At 73.8% G+C, this 18,692-nt stretch carries 17 protein-coding genes and 1 pseudogene; 8 read left to right on the top strand and 10 right to left on the bottom strand.

All coding sequences use genetic code 11. The features are described 5' to 3' along the window. The first annotated feature begins 66 nt into the window (after positions 1 to 66). A complete protein-coding gene (locus MNZ29_RS10165) occupies positions 67 to 435 on the top strand; it encodes a peptide chain release factor-like protein (protein WP_242355069.1) in 369 nt (122 codons plus the stop codon). Between the two features lie 68 nt (positions 436 to 503). Here MNZ29_RS10165 and MNZ29_RS10170 read toward each other — a convergent pair whose 3' ends face one another. Both MNZ29_RS10170 and MNZ29_RS10175 read right to left on the bottom strand, forming a co-directional pair. After that, positions 504 to 857: a hypothetical protein gene (locus tag MNZ29_RS10170; RefSeq protein ID WP_242339944.1), complete on the bottom strand. Its 354-nt coding sequence runs from the start codon at positions 855 to 857 to the stop codon at positions 504 to 506. 119 nt (positions 858 to 976) lie between these two features. Then, positions 977 to 1,171 carry a hypothetical protein gene (locus MNZ29_RS10175; protein WP_242355072.1) on the bottom strand — a complete coding sequence of 65 codons (195 nt, stop codon included), beginning with the start codon at positions 1,169 to 1,171 and terminating at the stop codon, positions 977 to 979. 260 nt (positions 1,172 to 1,431) lie between these two features. Here MNZ29_RS10175 and MNZ29_RS10180 point away from each other — a divergent pair, with 260 nt between their 5' ends. Then, positions 1,432 to 2,034: a DUF488 family protein gene (locus tag MNZ29_RS10180; RefSeq protein WP_242339946.1), complete on the top strand. Its 603-nt coding sequence runs from the start codon at positions 1,432 to 1,434 to the stop codon at positions 2,032 to 2,034. Here the strand turns inward: MNZ29_RS10180 and MNZ29_RS10185 are convergent. Further along, positions 1,946 to 2,260 carry a hypothetical protein gene (locus MNZ29_RS10185; RefSeq protein ID WP_242339947.1) on the bottom strand — a complete coding sequence of 105 codons (315 nt, stop codon included), beginning with the start codon at positions 2,258 to 2,260 and terminating at the stop codon, positions 1,946 to 1,948. The two genes, MNZ29_RS10180 and MNZ29_RS10185, sit on opposite strands and share 89 nt — an antisense overlap. Before the next feature lie 97 nt (positions 2,261 to 2,357). On the opposite strand from MNZ29_RS10185, the gene MNZ29_RS10190 reads away from it, so the two are divergent. Further along, positions 2,358 to 3,116, top strand: a complete 759-nt coding sequence (locus MNZ29_RS10190) for a DUF4292 domain-containing protein (protein WP_242339948.1) — start codon at positions 2,358 to 2,360, stop codon at positions 3,114 to 3,116. A 9-nt stretch (positions 3,117 to 3,125) separates the two neighbouring features. Here the strand turns inward: MNZ29_RS10190 and MNZ29_RS10195 are convergent, their stop codons facing one another. After that, positions 3,126 to 5,687, bottom strand: coding sequence for an RNA helicase (locus MNZ29_RS10195; protein ID WP_242339949.1), 2,562 nt, complete (start codon positions 5,685 to 5,687; stop codon positions 3,126 to 3,128). Positions 5,688 to 5,782: 95 nt separating this feature from the next. Further along, positions 5,783 to 7,387: a methyl-accepting chemotaxis protein gene (locus MNZ29_RS10200; RefSeq protein WP_242339950.1), complete on the bottom strand. Its 1,605-nt coding sequence runs from the start codon at positions 7,385 to 7,387 to the stop codon at positions 5,783 to 5,785. A 188-nt stretch (positions 7,388 to 7,575) separates the two neighbouring features. Here MNZ29_RS10200 and MNZ29_RS10205 point away from each other — a divergent pair, with 188 nt between their 5' ends. Further along, positions 7,576 to 8,682 carry a methyl-accepting chemotaxis protein gene (locus MNZ29_RS10205; protein WP_242355074.1) on the top strand — a complete coding sequence of 369 codons (1,107 nt, stop codon included), beginning with the start codon at positions 7,576 to 7,578 and terminating at the stop codon, positions 8,680 to 8,682. An 18-nt stretch (positions 8,683 to 8,700) separates the two neighbouring features. Here the strand turns inward: MNZ29_RS10205 and MNZ29_RS10210 are convergent, their stop codons facing one another. The 5 genes from MNZ29_RS10210 to acs all read right to left on the bottom strand — a co-directional run bounded on the left by MNZ29_RS10210 (position 8,701) and on the right by acs (position 14,044). Beyond that, positions 8,701 to 9,141, bottom strand: coding sequence for a pyridoxamine 5'-phosphate oxidase family protein (locus MNZ29_RS10210; RefSeq protein ID WP_242339952.1), 441 nt, complete (start codon positions 9,139 to 9,141; stop codon positions 8,701 to 8,703). Positions 9,142 to 9,210: 69 nt separating this feature from the next. Then, positions 9,211 to 9,855, bottom strand: coding sequence for a glutathione transferase (yfcF, locus tag MNZ29_RS10215; RefSeq protein ID WP_242339953.1), 645 nt, complete (start codon positions 9,853 to 9,855; stop codon positions 9,211 to 9,213). Positions 9,856 to 10,131: 276 nt separating this feature from the next. Then, on the bottom strand, positions 10,132 to 10,869 hold the full coding sequence (locus MNZ29_RS10220) for an FKBP-type peptidyl-prolyl cis-trans isomerase (RefSeq protein WP_242339954.1): 738 nt from the start codon (positions 10,867 to 10,869) through the stop codon (positions 10,132 to 10,134). After that, positions 10,866 to 12,098 (bottom strand): AI-2E family transporter, encoded by a 1,233-nt coding sequence (locus tag MNZ29_RS10225; protein WP_242339955.1) that lies wholly within the window; start codon positions 12,096 to 12,098, stop codon positions 10,866 to 10,868. The genes MNZ29_RS10220 and MNZ29_RS10225 overlap by 4 nt, the downstream gene beginning before the upstream one ends. 50 nt (positions 12,099 to 12,148) lie before the next feature. Next, a complete protein-coding gene (acs, locus tag MNZ29_RS10230; protein WP_242355076.1) occupies positions 12,149 to 14,044 on the bottom strand; it encodes an acetate--CoA ligase in 1,896 nt (631 codons plus the stop codon). 225 nt (positions 14,045 to 14,269) lie between these two features. Here acs and MNZ29_RS10235 point away from each other — a divergent pair, with 225 nt between their 5' ends. The 4 genes and pseudogenes from MNZ29_RS10235 to MNZ29_RS10250 all read left to right on the top strand — a co-directional run. Further along, a complete protein-coding gene (locus MNZ29_RS10235; RefSeq protein WP_242355078.1) occupies positions 14,270 to 15,223 on the top strand; it encodes an LD-carboxypeptidase in 954 nt (317 codons plus the stop codon). Next, entirely contained in the window at positions 15,220 to 16,392 is a 1,173-nt protein-coding gene (locus tag MNZ29_RS10240) for a serine hydrolase (RefSeq protein WP_242355080.1), read from the top strand. Before MNZ29_RS10235 ends, MNZ29_RS10240 begins: the two co-directional genes overlap by 4 nt. 82 nt (positions 16,393 to 16,474) lie before the next feature. Further along, positions 16,475 to 17,899: a UDP-N-acetylmuramate:L-alanyl-gamma-D-glutamyl-meso-diaminopimelate ligase gene (gene mpl, locus MNZ29_RS10245; protein ID WP_242355082.1), complete on the top strand. Its 1,425-nt coding sequence runs from the start codon at positions 16,475 to 16,477 to the stop codon at positions 17,897 to 17,899. Between the two features lie 642 nt (positions 17,900 to 18,541). Beyond that, a pseudogene (locus tag MNZ29_RS10250) lies at positions 18,542 to 18,692 on the top strand (HNH endonuclease); the annotation flags it as partial.

An 18,692-nucleotide genomic window follows, 5' to 3' on the forward strand; every position in this document is an offset into this window, starting at 1 on the left:
GCGTGTTCGGGCTCCACGTCGGGCCCGACCGCGCGTAGGCTCCGCACGACCGAACCGGAGGACCGCGTGACATCCGACGAGCTCCGCGCCGCCGCCCGCCGCGCCGGCGCGCTCCCCGACGAGGCGCTGCTCGCCGAGTGCGAGGAGGCGTTCTTCGTGGGCAGCGGCCCCGGCGGTCAGCACCGCAACAAGACCGAGAGCGCGGTGCGCCTCGTCCACCGCCCCACCGGCGTGACGGTCACCGCGACGGAGCGGCGCAGCCAGCTGCAGAACCGCGCGGCGGCGCTCGCGCGGCTGCGAGAGCGGCTCGGCGCGCTCGCTCACCGCCCGAAGCCGCGCCGGCCGACGAAGCCGACGCGCGGCTCCAAGGAGCGGCGCATCGCCGAGAAGAAGCGGCGCGGCGAGCGGAAGGCCACGCGGCGGGGATGGGACTGAAGGACGGCCTGCGGCGCGCGAGCGGCCGCGGGCGCGAGGTGAGAGCGCGCGGCGCTCGCGGCTCGACCTCAGTTGCCGAGCTGCGACGCGAGCGGGATCGGCGCCACGACCCCCGCGGCGACGAGCCGCTCGAGCGAGGCGCGCACCTCGTCGGCGGCGATGCCCGCCGCCTCGAGCTCGCGGACGAGATCCGGGACGCCGAGCCGCTTGCCGCGGAGCTCCGCGAGCACGATCCCGTCCGCCGGCGCCACGCGATGCGGCCCTGCCCACGCCGCGAGCGCGGCGTCGAGCGCGGCCCGGCCGCTCGAGCGCGCCTCCGCGACGACGTTGCGGTACGCGGCCTCGGCGTCCGCGCCCTCCGGGGAGAGCGTGAACTTCTGCCCGCGCGGCCATCGCTTCGCTTCGTTGCGTTTGCCCAGCATCGGCGGGAACTTATGCGGCCGAGGCCGGGTGGTTGTCAATCATCGGCTCCCCTGGGACCTGGTGGGAGCGGAGCGTCCGCCTCCCCCGGCCGCGGAGCGGCGCAGGGGCGGGCGGCTCGTCAGCAGCCGCCCGGCTCCAGCCGGGGGTTGAAGGCGACGAGCCCTTCGCGCCCGAAGACGCGCTGGATCTCGATGCGGAGCCCGTCCACGAGCTCCCGCTGGCGCGCCTCCGCCAGGAACCGGATCCCGTCCTCCTCGATCACCACGTCGCGCTGCGGGTCGGCCGTCTCGTCCAGAGACAGGTTGAAGCTCACGCCCCCTCAGCCATGGCCGACGTGGATCCGGACGTACTGCGCGTGCTCGCCCGTGCTGGCGAGCGCGCGGAGCGTCTCCAGGGCGCGGGGCTCGATCTCGATGACGGGGTCGGGCTGGGAGGTCATGGGTGCGTTGGAGCCGTTCTCCGCGTGGAGGGTTCCGGAGCTCGGGCCGTCCGTGGGTGAGGGGAGAGGGAGCGCGAGGAGGCCCCGTCGCGGGCTGGACGCAGGACCCCACTCCACCCATGAGATGGCGTCGCATGGAGGAGGAACGCGAACGCCGGCAGCGGGCCGCCCCGGGGTGGGGGAAGGCCCAGGTCCTCGCCATCGGCCACTCCACGCGACCGATCGCGGAGCTCGTCGAGCTGCTCCGGGGCGCGGACGTCGTCACGGTGGCCGACGTCCGGACCATCCCGCGCTCGCGCGCGAACCCGCAGTACGAGGGGCCGGCGCTCGCGCGCGCGCTCGCCGCCGCGGGCATCGGCTACGAGCACCTGCCCGCGCTCGGCGGCCTCCGGCGCGCGCGCAAGGACTCGCCCAACGCGGGGTGGAGGAACGCGAGCTTCCGCGGCTACGCCGACCACATGGCGACGCCCGAGTTCGAGGAGGGGCTCGTCCAGCTCCGCACGGTGGCCCGCGGGGGGCCCGTCGCGATCCTGTGCGCGGAGGCGGTCCCGTGGCGCTGCCACCGCTCCCTCATCGCCGACGCGCTGCTCGCGCGCGGCGTCGTCGTCCAGCACATCGTCGGGCGCGGGCGGACGCGGCCGCACCGGCTCACGCCGTTCGCGCGGATCGAGGGGCGCCAGGTGACGTACCCCGAGCCCGCGCCCGACGATCGCGGCGCCGGTGGCGGAGGACGATGACGAGCCCCACCACCGCGCTCGCGAGGAGGACGGCGTTCGTCGCGACGAACACCGGGTTGCCGACGAGCGCGCTGTAGAGCGTGAAGCCGGTCGAGGCGGCGATCTGGCCCACGAAGAGCCAGCGCGAGACGCCCTCGCTCGATCCCTCCTTCCACTGCTTGTGCACCTGCTTCGCGAGGGTCGCGACGAGGACGAGGGAGCTGAGCCAGCCGAGGAGCTCGGTCACCCGTGAACGGTGCGCCTCCGCCCCGGGCCCGGCCACCGTTTGCGTTCGCCCCGCCCGTCGGGCGACACTCCCGCCCCCTCCCGCCCCGAGGAACCCCGTGCGCACGCTCCCGCTCGCCCTCCTGCTCGCCGCCGCGCTCGCCGCACCGGTGGCGAGGGCCCGGCCCGTCCCCCCGGCGGCCGTGCGCTCCCCGCCCGCGAAGGGCGGCGCGCTCCCGCGCGAGGTGGCGGCGCTCGTCCGGCGCTGCGTCGAGGCCTACGGCGGCGAGGCCGCCCTCGCGCGCGCCGCGCGGAGCGTGCACGAGGGGACGGTGACCTCGCTCCTCCACCCCGGCGCGCCGGGCCGCATCGGCCGCGCCTACGCGCGCCCCGCCCGCCTGCGCGTCGAGGTGGCGTTCGGCGACGCGCAGGACGCGGAGATCCGCGTCCTCGACGGCGGGCGCGGGTGGCGTCGCGGGCAGGAGGTCACGGGGCCGCTCCTCACCTCGATGATCCTGCAGGCGGCGCGCATGGACCTGCCCGCGCTGCTCGCCGCGCCGGGCGCCCAGGTCTCGGCGCGCGGCACCCTCGCGCTCGGCGGCAAGGAGCTGCGGGTGCTCGCGCTCGAGCTCGCGCCGGGGGTCGTCGTCGAGGCGGCCATCGACCCCGACTCCGGCCGGATCCTGCGCTCGCGGGGGAGCGGGGCCGGGTCGGCGCCCGTCGAGTTCATCACGACCTACTCGGACTTCCGCACGGTGGACGGAGTGCTCGTGCCGTTCCACGAGGAGAACTGGGCGAACGGCAAGACGACCGGGGAGACGGTGCTCTCCCGCGTCGAGTTCCCCGCGTCCTTCCCGCCCGAGCTGTTCCGGCCGTAGCTCCGCCCGTCACGCCCCCACGCGCTGGAGCGACAGGAGCGGCAGGTCCGGGTCCCGCGGCGAGGTGAGGTCGATCTCGCACTGGATCATCCAGTCGACCTCTCCCTGCTCGTCCACGATCCGCTGGACCGCCTCCCAGCGCCGCGGCCCGAGCTCCTTCACGAACGTGTTGTGCGGGCGGCGCGCGGCCGGGGTCGTGTCGATCCGCTCGTGCTCGGCCCAGTACGGCGCCATCGCCTCCTCGAGGCGGGCCGGCGTGAGGTCGCCGCCCGGCGCGAGCGCGGCGACGGCGGCCGCGGCGTCCTTGCGGGCGAGCGCGACGAGCAGCGCGTGCAGCTCGGTGCGGATCCGCGCGGCGAACGCGCGCGGGTCGGCCCAGATCGGCGGCGGCCCGAGCGTCTCCGCGACGGCGGCGCGCGCGTCGACCACCCGCGCCTGGTATGCCGGGTCGCGCATCCGCTCCCACTCGTCGATGAGCGAGGAGTCGACGCCGCGGACGGTGGCGCGCAGGAAGGCGATGACGTCCAGGAGCGCGTCGTCCCGGTAGGTCTCCGGGACGGTCTGCACGAGCGTCTTGTAGGCCTCCGAGAGGTAGCGCAGCACGAGGCCCTCGGAGCGCTGCAGCTCGTACTCGCGCACGTAGTCGCCGAAGGTCATGAACCGCTCGACCATCTCTCGCGCGACCGACTTCGGGCGGATGTTCTCCTGCCCGACCCAGGGGTGCTTCGCGGCGAACTCGTTGAAGGTCGCGTAGACGAAGTCGCGGTTCGGCTTCGGGTACTCGACCTTCTCGAGCTCCGCCATCCGCTCGTCGTACTCCATCCCCTTCGCCTTCATCTCGGCGATGGCCTCGCCCCGCGCCCTGTCGAGCTGCTTCCACAGGATGACGTCCGGGTCCTCCAGGATCGACTCGACCGTCGAGAGCACGTCGAGGGCGTAGGTCTCGCGCTCGGCGGGGATGCGCGGCAGCGTGTCGAGCAGGTAGAGCGCGAGCGTGTGGAAGAGCGAGAAGTCCTTCTGCAGGCCGCGCGAGGGGCGCACGTAGGCGCCCCGGTAGCCGTCGACGCGGCGGACCTCCACGAGCCCCGCCCCGCGGAGCGTGCGGAAGCGCTGCGCCGCGAGCCGGCGGTGCTTCGCGCGGACGTGGTCGTTCCCGTGCGAGCGCCCGATGAGCGCGACGAGGCGGCCGTAGCCGCCGCCGACCCGCGAGGTCTCGCTCTGCAGGAGGTTCACGAGGAGGCCGAAGGTCGGATCGAACCGGCTCTCGAGCGGCTCCGGCTCCTTCTGGATGAGCTTCTCGAAGGTGCTCCTGTCGAAGTGGACGTAGCCCTTCGTCGGCGGCTGCTTCTTCACCACCTTCTTGCCGGCGGCGGCCTTCTCGGCGAGCTTCTTGTTCTCGATGACGTGCTCGGGCGCCTGCGCCACCACGAAGCCGCGCTCGTCGAACCCCTTGCGCCCCGCGCGCCCGGCGATCTGGTGGAAGTCGCGCGCCGAGAGGATCCCCGTCTTCTGCCCGTCGAACTTGCAGAGCTGGGTGAACAGCACTGTGCGGATGGGGATGTTCACGCCCATGCCGAGGGTGTCGGTCCCCGAGACGACCTTGAGGAGCCCGCCCTGGGCGAGCTTCTCGACGAGGAGCCGGTACTTGGGGAGGAGCCCCGCGTGGTGGAGCCCGATGCCGTGCCGGAGGAAGCGCTGCAGGTCCTTGCCGTAGGGCGAGTCGAAGCGCACGCCCTCCAGCATCGCGGCGATGCGCGCCTTCTCCTCCTTCGAGGAGAAGTTCGCGCTCATGAGGTTCTGCGCCTGCTCGGCCGCGGCGCGCTGCGTGAAGTTGACGAGGTAGATGGGGGCGCGGTTCGCCGTGACGAGCGCCTCCAGCGTCTCGTGCAGCGGCGTCTCCCGGTACTCGTACTCCAGCGGCACCGGCCGCGCCGCGTGGCGCACCGCCGCCACCTCGCGCCCCGTCACCTGCCGGAGCGACTCCTCGATCGCGCGCGTGTCGCCGAGCGTCGCGGACATGAGGAGGAAGCGCGTGTCCTCGAGCGCGAGCAGCGGCACCTGCCAGGCGACGCCGCGCTCCCGATCGCCGTAGTAGTGGAACTCGTCCATGACGACCGCGTCCACGCGGGGGCCGGCCTCGCGCACCGCGAGGTTCATGAGGATCTCGGCGGTGCAGCAGACGATGGGCGCGTCGCGGTTCACCGCGCCGTCGCCCGTCATCATCCCCACGTTGTCCGGGCCGAACAGCCGGCACAGGTCGAAGAACTTCTCGTTGACGAGCGCCTTGATCGGGCAGGTGTAGAAGGACCGCTTCCCCTCGGCCATCGCCTGGAAGTGCAGGAACGTCGCGACGAGCGACTTGCCCGAGCCGGTGGGCGTGTTGAGGACGAGGTGGCGCTCGTCGAGGAGCTGGAGGATCGCCTCCTCCTGGTGCGGGTACAGCGTGAGGCCGGTGGCGCCCACCCACGAGACGAAGCGGTCGAGCACGGCGTCGGGAGCGAGGGTCTCGCCCGGCGACGGGAGGAGCGCGGCGAGGGGGGCCTCGCCCGGGGTGGCGGCGGCGGTGGTCATGGGCGGAGGCTTTCGTACCGCGCGCCGGCCGCCGGCGCCAGGGCGGACCGGCGCGGCGCCGCGGCGCGGGCTGCCCCGGACGGCGGACGGTGCCCCTAGACCCGGAACCCGTCGGCGATCGCCGAGATGCGCGCCGCGGTCGCGGTCAGCTCCTGCGCGGCGCCCTGCAGCAGCTGCACGCGCGCGACCGTCTCCTCCATCCCGCGGTCGAGGTCCCGCATCGCGCCGGCGATCTGCGCGACCCCCTGTGACTGCTGCTGGACCGCGGTCGCGATCTGCAGCGCCGCGTCGCTCGTCTCCCGCACGAACGCCCCGATCTCGCGCAGGCTGTCCCCGGAGGCGCGGATCCGCGCGACCGAGCTCTCCATGCCGCGCGTCCCGCTCTCGGTCGTGTCGAGCGTCGCCCGCACCGCGCCCACGATGTCCTCGACGATCCGGGCGATGCGGCCCGCGCTCTGGCCCGACTGCTCGGCGAGGGCGCGCACCTCGGCGGCGACCACGCCGAACCCCTTGCCCGCCTCGCCGGCGCGCGCCGCCTCGATAGAGGCGTTCATCGAGAGCACGTGCGACTGCACCGACAGGTCGCGGACGGTCTCCACGATGTCGCTCACCTGCTGCGTCTGATCGAGGAGGCGCGACGACCGGCCGAGGATCTCCCCGACCGCCGCCTGGATCCGGTGCAAGCCCTCCACGCTCACCTCGGCGGCGGACTGCCCCTCGCTCGACAGCTCCGCCGCGCGCCGGGCGACGTCGAGCACGGAGGCGGCGCGGCTCGCCGCGACGGCGGAGGTCTGCTCGAGCTCCCGCGTCGTCGCGCTCGTCTCCGAGACGCCCGCCGCCTGGCGCTCGAGGATCGCGTTCTGCGCGCGGGCGTGCTCCGCGAGCCGCTCCGCGGCGCCCCCGAGCTCGGTGGACGAGCGCTTGAGCGCGGCGACGATCTGGCGGAGCCGGTCGTTCATGCGCCGGAAGCTGAAGGCGAGCGTCCCGATCTCGTCGCCGGTGCGCAGGTCGATGTCGTGCGTGAGGTCGCCGTCGGCGATGCGGAGCGCGGCGCGGTTGAGCGCCATCACCGGGCGGGAGAGGCGCCAGGCGAGCACCCAGGCGAGCACGGCGGAGCCGACGGCCGCCGCGAGCAGGATCGCCGCGCTCACCACGATGGCGCGGCGCTGCAGGTCCCGCGCCGCCTGGAACCCGCTCGCCATCGCCTGCCGCGCCCGCTGCGTCTCGGCCGCGAGCGCGTCCTTCACGGCGAGGAAGCGGGCCGACGCCGCGCGCGCCGTCGCGTCGTCGGCCGGCGCGGTCGTGGCCCGCACGCGCGCCGCCGCGCGCTCCCGGGCCGCGCCGTACCAGCCCTGGAGCCCGTCCACGAGCATCGCCGCGCGATCGTCGTCCACGGACCGCGTCGGCGCGGCGGCGAGCCGCGCGAGGAGGTCCTCCTGGAGCACGTCGGCCGCCTCGAGCGAGTTCGGGTCGCGCTGCTCCGACGCCTCCTCGAGCTGCCGCTGCACCCGCGCGAGGCTCGTCTCCAGGTCCTGGAAGAGCTGGAGCGTGGGGAACTCCCGGGTCTCCACGCGCCGGAGCTCGTCCGCGGCCGACGAGGAGAGCCGGGAGGAGACCACGGTGGCGAGCAGGGTCGCGACGGCCGCGATGAGCGACGGGGCCACGATCTTCTGGCGGAACGAGAGGGCGAGCGGGCGCATGGTCCGCGCGGAGGATAGCATCCCCGTCCGCGCTGCCCCGAGCGGACCGACGGCGCGGGCCCGACCGTGCCACGCGGACCGCGGAGGTGCGACGTCGCGGCGCGCGGTCGGCCGGCCGGGAGTGTGGCGGGGCGGAGGGCGTTGCAGCACAATCCGGCGGCACCCGGGACGAGGGGGACGGCGGCGACATGAAGCGGCTCGGCTACGACTGGTTCGGTGCCCTCATCGGCGTGGGGCTGCCCGTGGTGGCGACGCTCGTCGAGGCGTATCGCCACCTCGGCACGCTCACGCCCGGCGCGCTCGTCCACACCCACCTGCACCAGCCGCTGCTCTGGCTCATGGACACGACGCCCTTCGTCCTCGGCGCGGTCGGCAGGCTCGTGGAGCGGCAGCGCGGCGAGCTCCTCCGCCAGAGCGCGGAGATCGTGCGCCAGAGCGACGAGATCGTGCGGCTGGAGCAGGCGCGCCGCGAGAGCTTCGATCGGACGGCGAAGGAGCTCTTCCACGCGGCGCAGGGGCTGCTCGGGAACGTCGCGGCGTTCACCCGGACGAGCTCCGGGGCGGCCGCGAGCGTCCGCGAGACCACCTCCGCGATGAGCCAGCTCTCCCAGAGCGCCAGCTCCGCGGCGCTCACCGCGGAGACGGTGATCGGCCTCGCCGTCCAGGCGGAGCGCCAGAGCGCGCAGGGCCTCGCGCAGGCGGAGGCCTCCGGCGCGGAGCTCCTGCGGCTCGCCGAGGAGGTCCGCGGCCTGTCGCGGCAGATCGAGGCGCTCGACGCGCGGATGCGCGACGTCTACGACCTCGGCGATCTCCTGCGCGACGTGGCGGACCGCTCCGAGCGGCTCGCGGACGGGGCCGCCGGCATCGCGGCGCGCGCCCCCGGCGCGGAGGGGCTCGGGGACGTGGCCGAGCGGCTGCGCCGCCAGGGCGCCGAGACCCGCAGCGCCGCCGCCCAGGCGCGCCAGACCCTCGCGGACGTGCACCGGGCGATGCTCGACGCGGTGAGCGCCGCGGAGGGGGGCATCGCGCACGCCCAGCTCGGCGCCTCCGCCGCGATCCGCACCGCCGAGACGATCCGCGGGCTCGCGACCGCCCTCTCGGAGTCGTCCCGCGCGGCGCGGGAGATCGCGCGCGTCGCGCAGCAGCAGGAGGGCGCGATCGAGCAGGTGCTGAAGGCGATGAACGAGATCGCCCACGCCACCGACGACACGCTCGCCTCGACGCGCGAGGTCGACCGCGAGGCGCGCGCGCTGAACGAGCTCGCGACGTTCCTGAGGGCGGCGACGAAGTCCTGACCCGCGGCGCGGGCGCCGTCAGCGCCGCCGCGGCGCGCTGAACAGCACCTCGAGCTTCCCGGTCCGGCCGTCGCACCGCTCGACGTGCTCGGGGATGACCCGCAGGAGCGCGAGCTCGCGCTGCTCCGGCCCCTCGGGGAACCAGCGCACCCACGACGGATCCCAGAGCTCCTGCGCGAGCTTCTTGTCCTTCAGCACCTCTCCCCGGCCGGACACCGAGACCGTCGTCCCGTCGGCGGCGTCGAAGAACGCGAGCGCGCAGCGGGCGTCGGCCTCGAGGTCCTTGCACTTGCTCGACGCGACCGAGGTCGCGAACCAGATCTCCTCGCCGCGCACCTGCTGGCGCATCGCCATGGGGCGGGCGTGGAGGTGGCCGTCCTCCGCGCCGCGCGTCGTCAGGATCGCGGTCCGGTAGCCGGAGAGGAGCGTGGCGTACCCGTGGGGATCGTCGGAGGCCATGCTCGAATCATGGGGGCTGCGGCGCGCGCGGACGCGCGCCGGTTGGGGGCCTCGGGGGTCGTGCGCCGCTCAGGCCCGGTCCTTCCAGCGCGTGTGCCCGAGCCACTCGCGGACGGAGGGGCGGGCGAAGATGGCGCGCGCGTAGTCGGCGAGCCGCTCCGGGCAGGGGTCGTGGTTCGCCGCGAGGCGCTGGAGCATGAGCGCGAGGTCGGCGTCCGCGGGCGTGAACGCGCCGGTGAGGAACGACGCTCCGGCCGGCAGCGCGCGGTCCGCCATGCGGACGAGCCGCTCGGCGTCGGCGCGCCCGACCGCCGTGAGGGGCTTCGCGGGCTCACCCGAGAAGAAGGTCGAGGTCGGCCGCTCGGCGCGCAGCGCCCCGAGGTCGCTCCGGACGAGCGCCTGGATCATGCGGACCTTCGCGCGGGCGCGGGGGTCGGCAGGGTAGAGCCGGGGATACGCCGGCGGGCCGAACGCCTCGTCCACGTACTCGTCGATCGCCGACGACTCGGCGAGCCAGAAGTCCCCGTGCCGCAGCGCCGGCACCCGCCCGGTGATCGACGCGTCGGCGTACTCGGGGCGCTGGTGCTCCCGCCGCTCGAGCGACAGGAGCTCCATCCGGAACGGCACGCCCTTCTCCTTCAGGGTGACGAACGCGGAGAACGCGTAGGGGCTCGTCCAGCTGTCGGTGCCGTAGAGGATGAGTTCGTCGGCCATGTCGAAGAACCGTAACGCCGGACGGAAGCCCCGTTCACGCCCAACGCGAGCCATGCGGCAGAGGCGCCCCCGCGGGGCACAACGGCCGCTACCGTGGGAGGGCCCCGCGCGAAGCGCGGGAGGGGCGAAGCCCCTCCGGCGGGGAACCTGCGCGCACCCGCGAAGCGGGCGCGCAGGTTCACGGGCCCCGCCGAGCAGGGGTGGGGCCCCCGGCGACGGCGGTCAGCCGTCGACGGGGCGGGGGCGGCAGCCCCCGTTCAAATGCCCAAGCCCCCGCTACTTGACGATATCCAGGAGCTCGATCTCGAACGTGAGGACCGCGTTGCCCGGGATGACCGGCGGGCGGCCCTGGGCGCCGTAGGCGATGTCGGACGGGCACACGAGCTTGGCCTTGCCGCCGACCTTCATCTTCTGGAGCCCCTCCGTCCAGCACTTGATGACGCCGCCGAGCGGGAACTCCGCCGGCTGGCCGCGCTGCACCGAGCTGTCGAACACCTTCCCGTTCACGAGCGTGCCCGTGTAGTGGACCTTCACCTTGTCGGCGGCGGTCGGGGTCGCGCCCGTGCCCTCCTTGATGGGGAGGACGATCGCGCCGGACGCCGTCTTGATGGCGCCCTTCTCGCCCGCGGCCTTGGCGAGGAACGCCGGGCCGGACTCCTTCTCCTTCGCGGACGCGGCCGCGTTCGCCTTCTCCATGCGCGCGCGGGCGAAGTCGTTCACCGCCTGCCCCGTCTTGGGATCGAGGTCCGTCTTCGCCTTGCCCGTGGCGCCGTCGCGGATGCCCTTCATGACGATCTCGAGCTCGGCGGGGGAGAGGGCGAACACCTGCAGGCTGTTCGCGACCGCGAGGCCGACCGAGTAGAGCGTCTTCTCGGTGTCCGCCGGGCTCTCCTTCTGCGCGCCGGCGGCCGGGGCCGGGGCAGGGGCGGGCTTCTTCTCGGCCGCCTTGCCGGTCTGGGCGTGCGCGGAGGCCGCGAGCGAGAGCGCGGCGAGCAGGGCGAGTGACTTCTTCATGTGGAGCTTCCTTTCGTGTGCGGCGCTTCGAGCGTCGCGTCCTGCGGGGTCGCTGCGGGCACCGCGCGAGCCTCGGCGGCGCGAGCGTCGAGCTCCGCCAGCTTGCGGTGCAGGAACCTGAAGATCGCGACGAACACGCTCGCCACGGGGACCGCGAGCAGCGCGCCGACGAGCCCCCAGGTGCGCTCGCCGATGACGAGCGCGAGGACGATGAGCACGGGGTGGATCTTGGAGGCGTCCCCCATGATCTTGGGGTTCAGGACGTACGCCTCGAGCGCGTGGATGACGAGGATCCACCCGAGCGCCAGCGCGGCCTTCGAGAGGCCGCCCGCGGTGAGGGCGAGCAGCACGATCGGGACCGAGGAGAGGATCGTGCCGAAGATCGGGACCACGTAGAGGACGGTCGCGAGGGCGGCGAGCGCGAACGCGAACGGCACGGGGATGAGCAGGAGGCCGACGAGCGTGAGCGTGCCGTTCACGACCATGATCGTGAGCTGGCCGCGCACAACGCCGGAGAGGCCCGAGTCGATGCCGCGCAGGAGCCGCCGGAAGTCGTCGCGCAGGTTGCGCGGCACGAGGGACTCGAAGAACCGCACGATGCGCGGCGCGTCCATCGAGATGAACGCGGTGAGCATGAAGAGCAGGATGCAGAAGAACAGCGTCTGGATGGTGCCCGCGATGACGAGGCGCGAGAACGAGACCACGTCGCCGACGCGCCCGCGCATGCCCTCGCTGGCGTGGTGCAGCGCGTCGGCGATCCCCGCCGCGAGGTCCACCGAGAAGCGCGCCCCCTGGCGCGTCCCCTCGTAGGGCAGCACGTCGACGGGGATCCCGTAGCGCTCGAGGAACGCGTCCATGCTGCGCACCCAGCCCTCGATCTTCTCGGGCGTGATGCTCGCGAGGAAGTCGCGCAGCTCGACGAGGCCGCGGACCGCCTCGCGGTAGATCTGCGGCAGGATCGAGACGCCCGCGAGGTAGGCGAGCGCTCCGAGCGCGGCGTACACCACGAGCACCGCGGTCCAGCGCGGGACGGGGCGCCCGGCGACGCGCGTGCGCGAGAGCCGCGAGATGAGCGGATCGAGCACGTAGGCCGCGAGCGCCGCGAGCACGAAGGGCAGGAGCACCGGCCACGCGATCAGGAAGATCGCGAGGACGAGCGCCCAGACCACCGCCGTCAGCGCGATGAGCTGCGCGCGGGGTCTCTTCCAGAGCGGTGCGCGGAACGGCATCGGCGCGCGAGTATCCCCCATCGTCCGGCCGGGCGCCGCCCGAAACTTCCTCACTCCTCCAGGGTCGACACGTCACCTTCCGGGAGGCCCTGCGCGCGGGCCTTCAGCACGCGGCGCATGATCTTGCCGGAGCGGGTCTTCGGCAGCGCGTCGACGAAGATCACCTTCTCGGGCCGCACGATGGGGCCGAGGTGCTGGGCGACGTGGTTCTTCACCTCGTCCTCGAGCTCCGGGCTCGCCTTGAAGCCCTGGCGCAGCAGGCAGTAGCCGTGGATCGCCTGTCCCTTCACCTCGTGGGGCAGCCCGATCACGGCCGCCTCCGCGACGGCCGGGTGGGAGACGAGCGCGCTCTCGATCTCCGCGGTGCCGAGCCGGTAGCCCGACACCTTGATGACGTCGTCGGTGCGGCCGATCACCCAGAAGTACCCGTCGCGATCGCGCTTGGCGGAGTCGCCCGCCATGTACTTGCCGGGGTACTTGCCCCAGTACGTGCGCACGAAGCGCTCCGGGTCCCGGTAGATGGTCATCGCCATCGCGGGCCAGGGCTTCTCGAGGACGAGGAAGCCCTCCTCGCCGTCGGCGACGGCCTTGCCCTGCTCGTCGAGGATGGACGCCTCCTGCCCGAAGAACGGCTTCGCGGCGGAGCCCGGCTTGAGCGGGAGCGACGGGACCGGGGTGATCTGGAACATCCCGGTCTCGGTCTGCCACCAGGTGTCCATGATCGGGCAGCGGCCCTTCCCGATGACGCGGTGGTACCACTTCCACGCCTCGGGGTTGATCGGCTCGCCGACCGATCCCAGGATCCGCAGCGTGGAGAGATCGTGGCGGTTCGGCCAGGACTCACCGAAGCGCATCAGGCCGCGGATGGCGGTCGGCGCGGTGTAGAGGATCGTGATCCCGTACTTCTCGACGAGCGACCACCAGCGGTTCGGGTACGGGTAGGTCGGCGCGCCCTCGTAGATGAACGTCGTCGCGCCCATGAGCAGCGGCCCGTACACGATGTAGCTGTGGCCCGTGACCCAGCCCGGATCCGCGGCGCACCAGTAGCGGTCCTCGTCCTTCACGTCGAAGACGTACTTGAGCGTCGAGTAGATCCCGACCATGTAGCCGCCGTGCCCGTGGATGAGCCCCTTGGGCTTGCCGGTCGTGCCGGAGGTGTAGAGCACGTAGAGCGGGTCGGACGACTCCATCACCTCGGTCGGGCAGTGGCCCGTGGCGAGGGGGAGCTTCATGAGCTCGTGGTACCAGTAGTCGCGCCCCGGCTCCATCCGCACCTCGTGCCCGGTGCGCTGCACGACGATGACCGTCTCCACGGTGGGGCAGCGCCGGACCGCGTCGTCGACGGTCTTCTTGAGCTCGACGACCTTGCCGTTCATGAACCCGCCGTCGGCGGTCACGACGACCTTCGACTCGGAGTCCTCGATGCGCCCCTGCAGCGCGTCGACCGAGAACCCGCCGTAGACCACCGAGTGGATCGCCCCGATCTTGGCGGCCGCCAGCATCGCGATGACGATCTCGGGGATGCGCGGCATGTAGATCGTGACGCGATCGCCCTTCTTCACCCCCATGGCCTTGAGGACGTTCGCGAACTTCGAGACGTCGCGGTTCAGCGCGAAGTACGAGTAGGTGCGGACCTCGCCCTTCTCGCCGACCCACACGAGCGAGAGCTTGTTCTTTCGCCAGGTGCGCTGGTGTCGATCCAGGCAGTTGTGGACGATGTTCGTCTGGGCGCCCTTGAACCACTTGAAGAACGGCCGCTCGGACTGATCGAGGACCTTGTCCCACTTGCGGTACCACTCGAGCTCCTCGGCCTCGGCGGCCCAGAAGCCCTCGAGATCGTCGGCGGCGCGGCGCGCGAGCGCCTCCCAGTCCTTCACGCGGGCCTGGGCGACGACCTCGGCGGAAGGGGAGAAGACCTCACCCTCGAGCTCCTGCGGGTTCTTCATGACGCGACTCCTTTTGCTCCCGGGCGCCGGCCCGCGGCGGACCGCCGGAGAGCGGGGGGTGTCCATGGGTGTAGCCGAAAAGAATTCTCAGAGCAGGGTAGCGAAAGCCGGTCCCGAGTGGGGGGCGATCGTCGCGCCGCCCCTGGGAGGCCGCTCACAACCTCGTGACGCGGCGCGGCGCGCCGTCTCGACCGGACCTCCGCACGCGGTTATCCTCGGAGCGCCGTGATCCTCCCCCCCGCGCTGCGTCCCGGAGACGTCGTCCGCGTCATCGCCCCGTCGAGCTCGTTCGACCCGGATCCGTTCGAGCGCGGGCTCACCGTGCTCTCCGCGCGGCTCGGGCTGCGGCCGCGCATGCGCGCCGACGTGGCGGCGCGCTGGCGCTACCTCGCCGGCGACGACGCGCGCCGCGCGGAGGAGTGGCGCGAGGCGGTCGCCGATCCCGAGGCGCGCGCGATCGTCTGCGCGCGCGGCGGCTACGGGGCCCTGCGCATCCTCCCGGCGATCGACCCGGCGCCGCTCCTCGCCCGCCCGAAGCTCCTCGTGGGCTTCTCCGACATCACGGCGCTGCACGCGCTCCTGAACCGCGCAGGCCTCGCGACCGTGCACGGGCCGGGCGTGACCCAGCTCCCGCGGCTGCCCGAGGAGGCGCTCCAGCACCTCGAGGCGCTGCTCCGCCGGAGCGCGCCGCCCGCCGGGAGCGCGCCGCCCGCGCCGGGCGCGGGGCTCGTGGGGCGCGCCACCGTGCGGCCCGGGCGCGCCTCCGGCCCGCTCCTCGGCGGCTCCCTCACACTCCTCTCGCACCTCGCCGGCACCCCCTACGCGCCGCGCCTCGAGGGCGCGATCCTCTTCCTCGAGGACGTGGCCGAGAAGCCCTACCGGCTCGACCGCTACCTCACGCACCTCGCCCTCGCCGGCGCGCTCCGCGGCGTCGCCGGGATCGCCGTGGGCCAGCTCACCGGCTGCGACGACGCCAACGCGCACGGCGCCGACGTGGTCCGGGAGGCGATCCTCGCGCTCGGCGTCCCCGCCATCGAGGGGCTCCCCGCCGGGCACGAGGACGCGAACTTCGCGCTCCCGCTCGGCGCGCGGGCCACGCTCGTCGCCCCGGCGCTTGGCGAGGGCGGCGCGCCGCGGCTCGTCTTCGACGGCTGGACGGACGGGGGGGGCGCCGCGTGACCGCGGTGCTCGCGCCCGTCGCGGGCGTGCTCGAGGCCGGCCATCGCGAGGGCGTCGCGGGAGCGCTGTCGGCCGTGGTGATCGCCGAGGGCCGGCGCGTGCACGCGAGCTGCCACGGCGCGCTCGACGGGCCGGGCTCCCGCGCCCTGCGGGCCGACGATCTCTTCGACGTCGCCTCGCTCACCAAGGTGATGGCGACGACCACGCTCGCGGCGCAGCTCGCGGGCGCGGGGGCGCTCCGGCTCGACGTACCCGTCGCGGAGACGCTCCCTGGCTTCGAGGCGGCCGGCAAGGGCGCGGTCACCGCGCGCCACCTGCTCTCGCACGCGAGCGGGCTCCCGGAGTGGCGGCCCTACTTCGAGCACGCCGCGCGGGATCCGGTCGCGGGCCAGGCTTTCCTGCCCCCCCGCGAGCGGCCTCCGCCGCCGCTCCTCGCCGCGGCGGCGGTCCGGGGCCGCGCCATCGTGCGGGAGCTCGTCCTCGCCGAGGCGCTGGAGGCGCCGCCCGGCGCGCGGGCCGTGTACGGCGATCCCGGCTTCATCGCGCTGGGCCTCGCGATCGAGGCGCTCGCCGGGACGCCGCTCGCCGGGCTCGCCGAGCGGCGCGTGTTCGGCCCGCTGGGCCTCGCATCGATGGGCTTCCTCGACGCCGCCCGTCCCGCACCCGCCGCCGGCCGGGTCTTCGTCCCGACGGGACGGAGCGCCCCCCGGCGCGAGGACCTGTGCGGCACGGTGAACGACGACAACGCCTGGGCCATGGGCGGAGTGGCCGGCCACGCGGGCGTCTTCTCCACCGCGGCCGACGTCGCCGCGCTCGGCCAGGCGTGGCTCGACGCGCTGTCGGGCGGGCGCGGCCCCATCCCTTGCGACGCCGCCCGGGAGTTCGCCCGTCGCGACCGCACGACCCCTGGCAGCGCGCGCGCCCTCGGCTGGGACACTCCGAGCGGGGCGGCGCCGGCGATCGGCAGCCGCCTCGGGCGCGGCCCCCGCGGCGCCATCGGGCACCTCGGCTACACCGGCTGCTCGCTCTGGATCGACCTCGACGCGGGCGTGGTCTGCGCCCTGCTCACGAACCACGTCCACCCCTCCGGAAAGTCGGACAAGACGCGAATCCGCGAGCTGCGCCGCCGGTTCCATGACGCGGTGGCGGAGGGGCTGGGGATCGGGTAGAGGGCGTCGGGGTCGAGGTCGGGTCGAGGTCGAGGTCGGGGTGGGGATCGAGGTCGGGGTGTCGTTCAAGGAGAGCCGCAGCGTGATCGACTGGTCGCAGGTGAAGCGCATCCACCTCATCGGCGTGGCGGGCACCGGCATGGGCTCGTTCGCGGGGATGCTCAAGGCGGCGGGGTACGCGGTGACGGGCTCGGACGAGAACGTCTACCCGCCCATGTCCACGCAGCTCGAGCGCTGGGGCATCGAGGTGATGACGCCCTACGACCCGGGCAACCTCGACCGCGCGCGCCCGGACCTCGTCGTGGTCGGCAACGTCGTCCGCAGCGTGAACCCCGAGGCCGCGGCGATGCGCGAGCGCGCGCTGCCCCACGTCTCGTTCCCGCAGGCGCTCGGCGAGGCGTTCATCGGCCCGCGGCACGGCGTGGTGGTGGTGGGCACGCACGGGAAGACCACCACCTCGGCGATGATGGGCTTCCTCCTGCACCACGCCGGGCGCGACCCCTCCTTCCTCGTGGGCGGGGTGACGCGAGACTTCGACTCGAACTACCGGCTCGGCGCGGGCCCGCACTTCGCGGTCGAGGGGGACGAGTACGACACGGCCTACTTCGACAAGGGCCCCAAGTTCCTCCACTACCGCCCGCGCACCGCGATCTTCACGAGCTGCGAGCTCGACCACGCCGACATCTACCGCGACGAGGCGCACTACGAGAGCGCGTTCGAGCGCTTCGTCGAGATCCTCCCGGCGGACGGGTTCCTCGCCGCCTGCGCGAGCTACGAGAGCGTGCTCCGCATCGCGCGCGGCGCGCGGTGCCGCGTGGAGACCTACTCGGTCGATCGCCCGGGGGCGGACTGGGAGGCGCGCGGGCTCGCCCTCTCGCCCGACGGGGCGCGGTTCACGCTCGTGCGCAAGGGGGACGCGCTCGCCGAGGTGCTGCTCCCGGTGGGCGGCGCCCACAACGTCGAGAACGCGCTCGGCGTGGCCGCGGCCGCCACCGCCCTCGGGCTCTCCCCCGCGGAGATCGCCGCCGGCCTCGGCGCCTTCCACGGCGTGAAGCGCCGCCAGGAGGTGCGCGGCAAGGCGGGCGGCGTCACGGTGATCGACGACTTCGCCCATCACCCGCGCGCCGTGCAGAAGACGCTCGCGGCGATCCGCGGCGCCTACCCCGGCGCGCGCCTCCTCGCCGCGTTCGAGCCGCGCTCCAACACGAGCCGCCGGAACCTGCACCAGCGCGAGTACGCCTCGAAGGACACCTGGGCGGACGCCGCCGAGGTGTTCCTGCTCCGGCCCGCGCCGACGGACCGCGTACCGGAGAGCGAGCGGCTCGACGTGGACGCCCTCGTCCGCGACCTCTCCGCTGCCGGCAAGCCGGCCCGCGCCTTCGCGAGCGTCGACGAGATGGTCCCCGCGATCGCCGCGGCGAGCCGCACGGGCGACGCGGTGGTCGCCATGTCGAACGGCGCGTTCGGGGGGATCTGGGGGAAGCTGCTCGACGCGCTCGGCCGCTGAGCGCCGCGAGGCGACGGAGACCGGAGCCGAGGCGGGCAACCGCAGCGACGCGCGCCGAGGCGTACTGCTTCCGTCTCATCATTCGTCACAAGTGCGGGTACTCGCCGGACGAGCGGCGGGTGTTTCGACCACGGCTTCCGTGCGCATGGCGGATTCGGGGCATCGACGGGGTCGGCGCACGCGCTCGTGCTCGACCCCCGATGAACGCGGGAAGGCGGCGGAGCAGGCGAGCGTCTCGTCGTGTCGAACCGGGCGCAGCGACGGCGTGACTTCGCGCGGGGTGCGCGCGGACTTCTCGAAGGCGTTTCCGCGGCTCGAGGTCGACCGTGTTCACCTTGGGTGACAACTATCGCCAGCGGTAGTGCCGGCCGGTGCCGCGGCTCTTCTCGCGACGAGGCAAGACGTCCCAGATGCGGTGGGTGAGACATTTCCCATTGACGCCTTCTCGCCTCGATCGTGGTCCGGAATAGGAGTCGGCGCGGAAGACCGCTCTCGCGCACGCGCCTCGCGCGTGGCAGGCGCGCCGACCGCCGGAGTGCCTCGACGAGGGCGCCGTGGAGAAAGCCGCGCAGACACGAGCCTGGAGCGTCTCCGGAGCCCTGAAAATCGCGTGCTACGAAGGGTGTACTGGAGGTGCACCCTATGTCTGCGCTCACCCCCGCTTCTCTCGAGTCGAACGTTCTCGCCCTGCGCCTGCGCGAGCTCGCCGGAGAGGAACGAAACGTCCAGGTCGACTTCCTCCTGCACCTCGACGAGTTCGATCGGCGCCGCGCCTTCGTTGAAGCCGGCCATG

This window comes from Anaeromyxobacter sp. SG64, assembly GCF_022690745.1.
GTDB lineage: Bacteria > Myxococcota > Myxococcia > Myxococcales > Anaeromyxobacteraceae > Anaeromyxobacter > Anaeromyxobacter soli.

Bases quoted from the DNA above. Each gene is read 5' to 3' on its own strand.
- MNZ29_RS10170 (WP_242339944.1), bottom strand. From the start codon at position 857: ATGCTGGGCAAACGCAACGAAGCGAAGCGATGGCCGCGCGGGCAGAAG.
- MNZ29_RS10180 (WP_242339946.1), top strand. From the start codon at position 1,432: ATGGAGGAGGAACGCGAACGCCGGCAGCGGGCCGCCCCGGGGTGGGGG.
- MNZ29_RS10195 (WP_242339949.1), bottom strand. From the start codon at position 5,687: ATGACCACCGCCGCCGCCACCCCGGGCGAGGCCCCCCTCGCCGCGCTC.
- MNZ29_RS10200 (WP_242339950.1), bottom strand. From the start codon at position 7,387: ATGCGCCCGCTCGCCCTCTCGTTCCGCCAGAAGATCGTGGCCCCGTCG.
- MNZ29_RS10205 (WP_242355074.1), top strand. From the start codon at position 7,576: ATGAAGCGGCTCGGCTACGACTGGTTCGGTGCCCTCATCGGCGTGGGG.
- MNZ29_RS10210 (WP_242339952.1), bottom strand. From the start codon at position 9,141: ATGGCCTCCGACGATCCCCACGGGTACGCCACGCTCCTCTCCGGCTAC.
- yfcF (WP_242339953.1), bottom strand. From the start codon at position 9,855: ATGGCCGACGAACTCATCCTCTACGGCACCGACAGCTGGACGAGCCCC.
- MNZ29_RS10220 (WP_242339954.1), bottom strand. From the start codon at position 10,869: ATGAAGAAGTCACTCGCCCTGCTCGCCGCGCTCTCGCTCGCGGCCTCC.
- MNZ29_RS10225 (WP_242339955.1), bottom strand. From the start codon at position 12,098: ATGCCGTTCCGCGCACCGCTCTGGAAGAGACCCCGCGCGCAGCTCATC.
- acs (WP_242355076.1), bottom strand. From the start codon at position 14,044: ATGAAGAACCCGCAGGAGCTCGAGGGTGAGGTCTTCTCCCCTTCCGCC.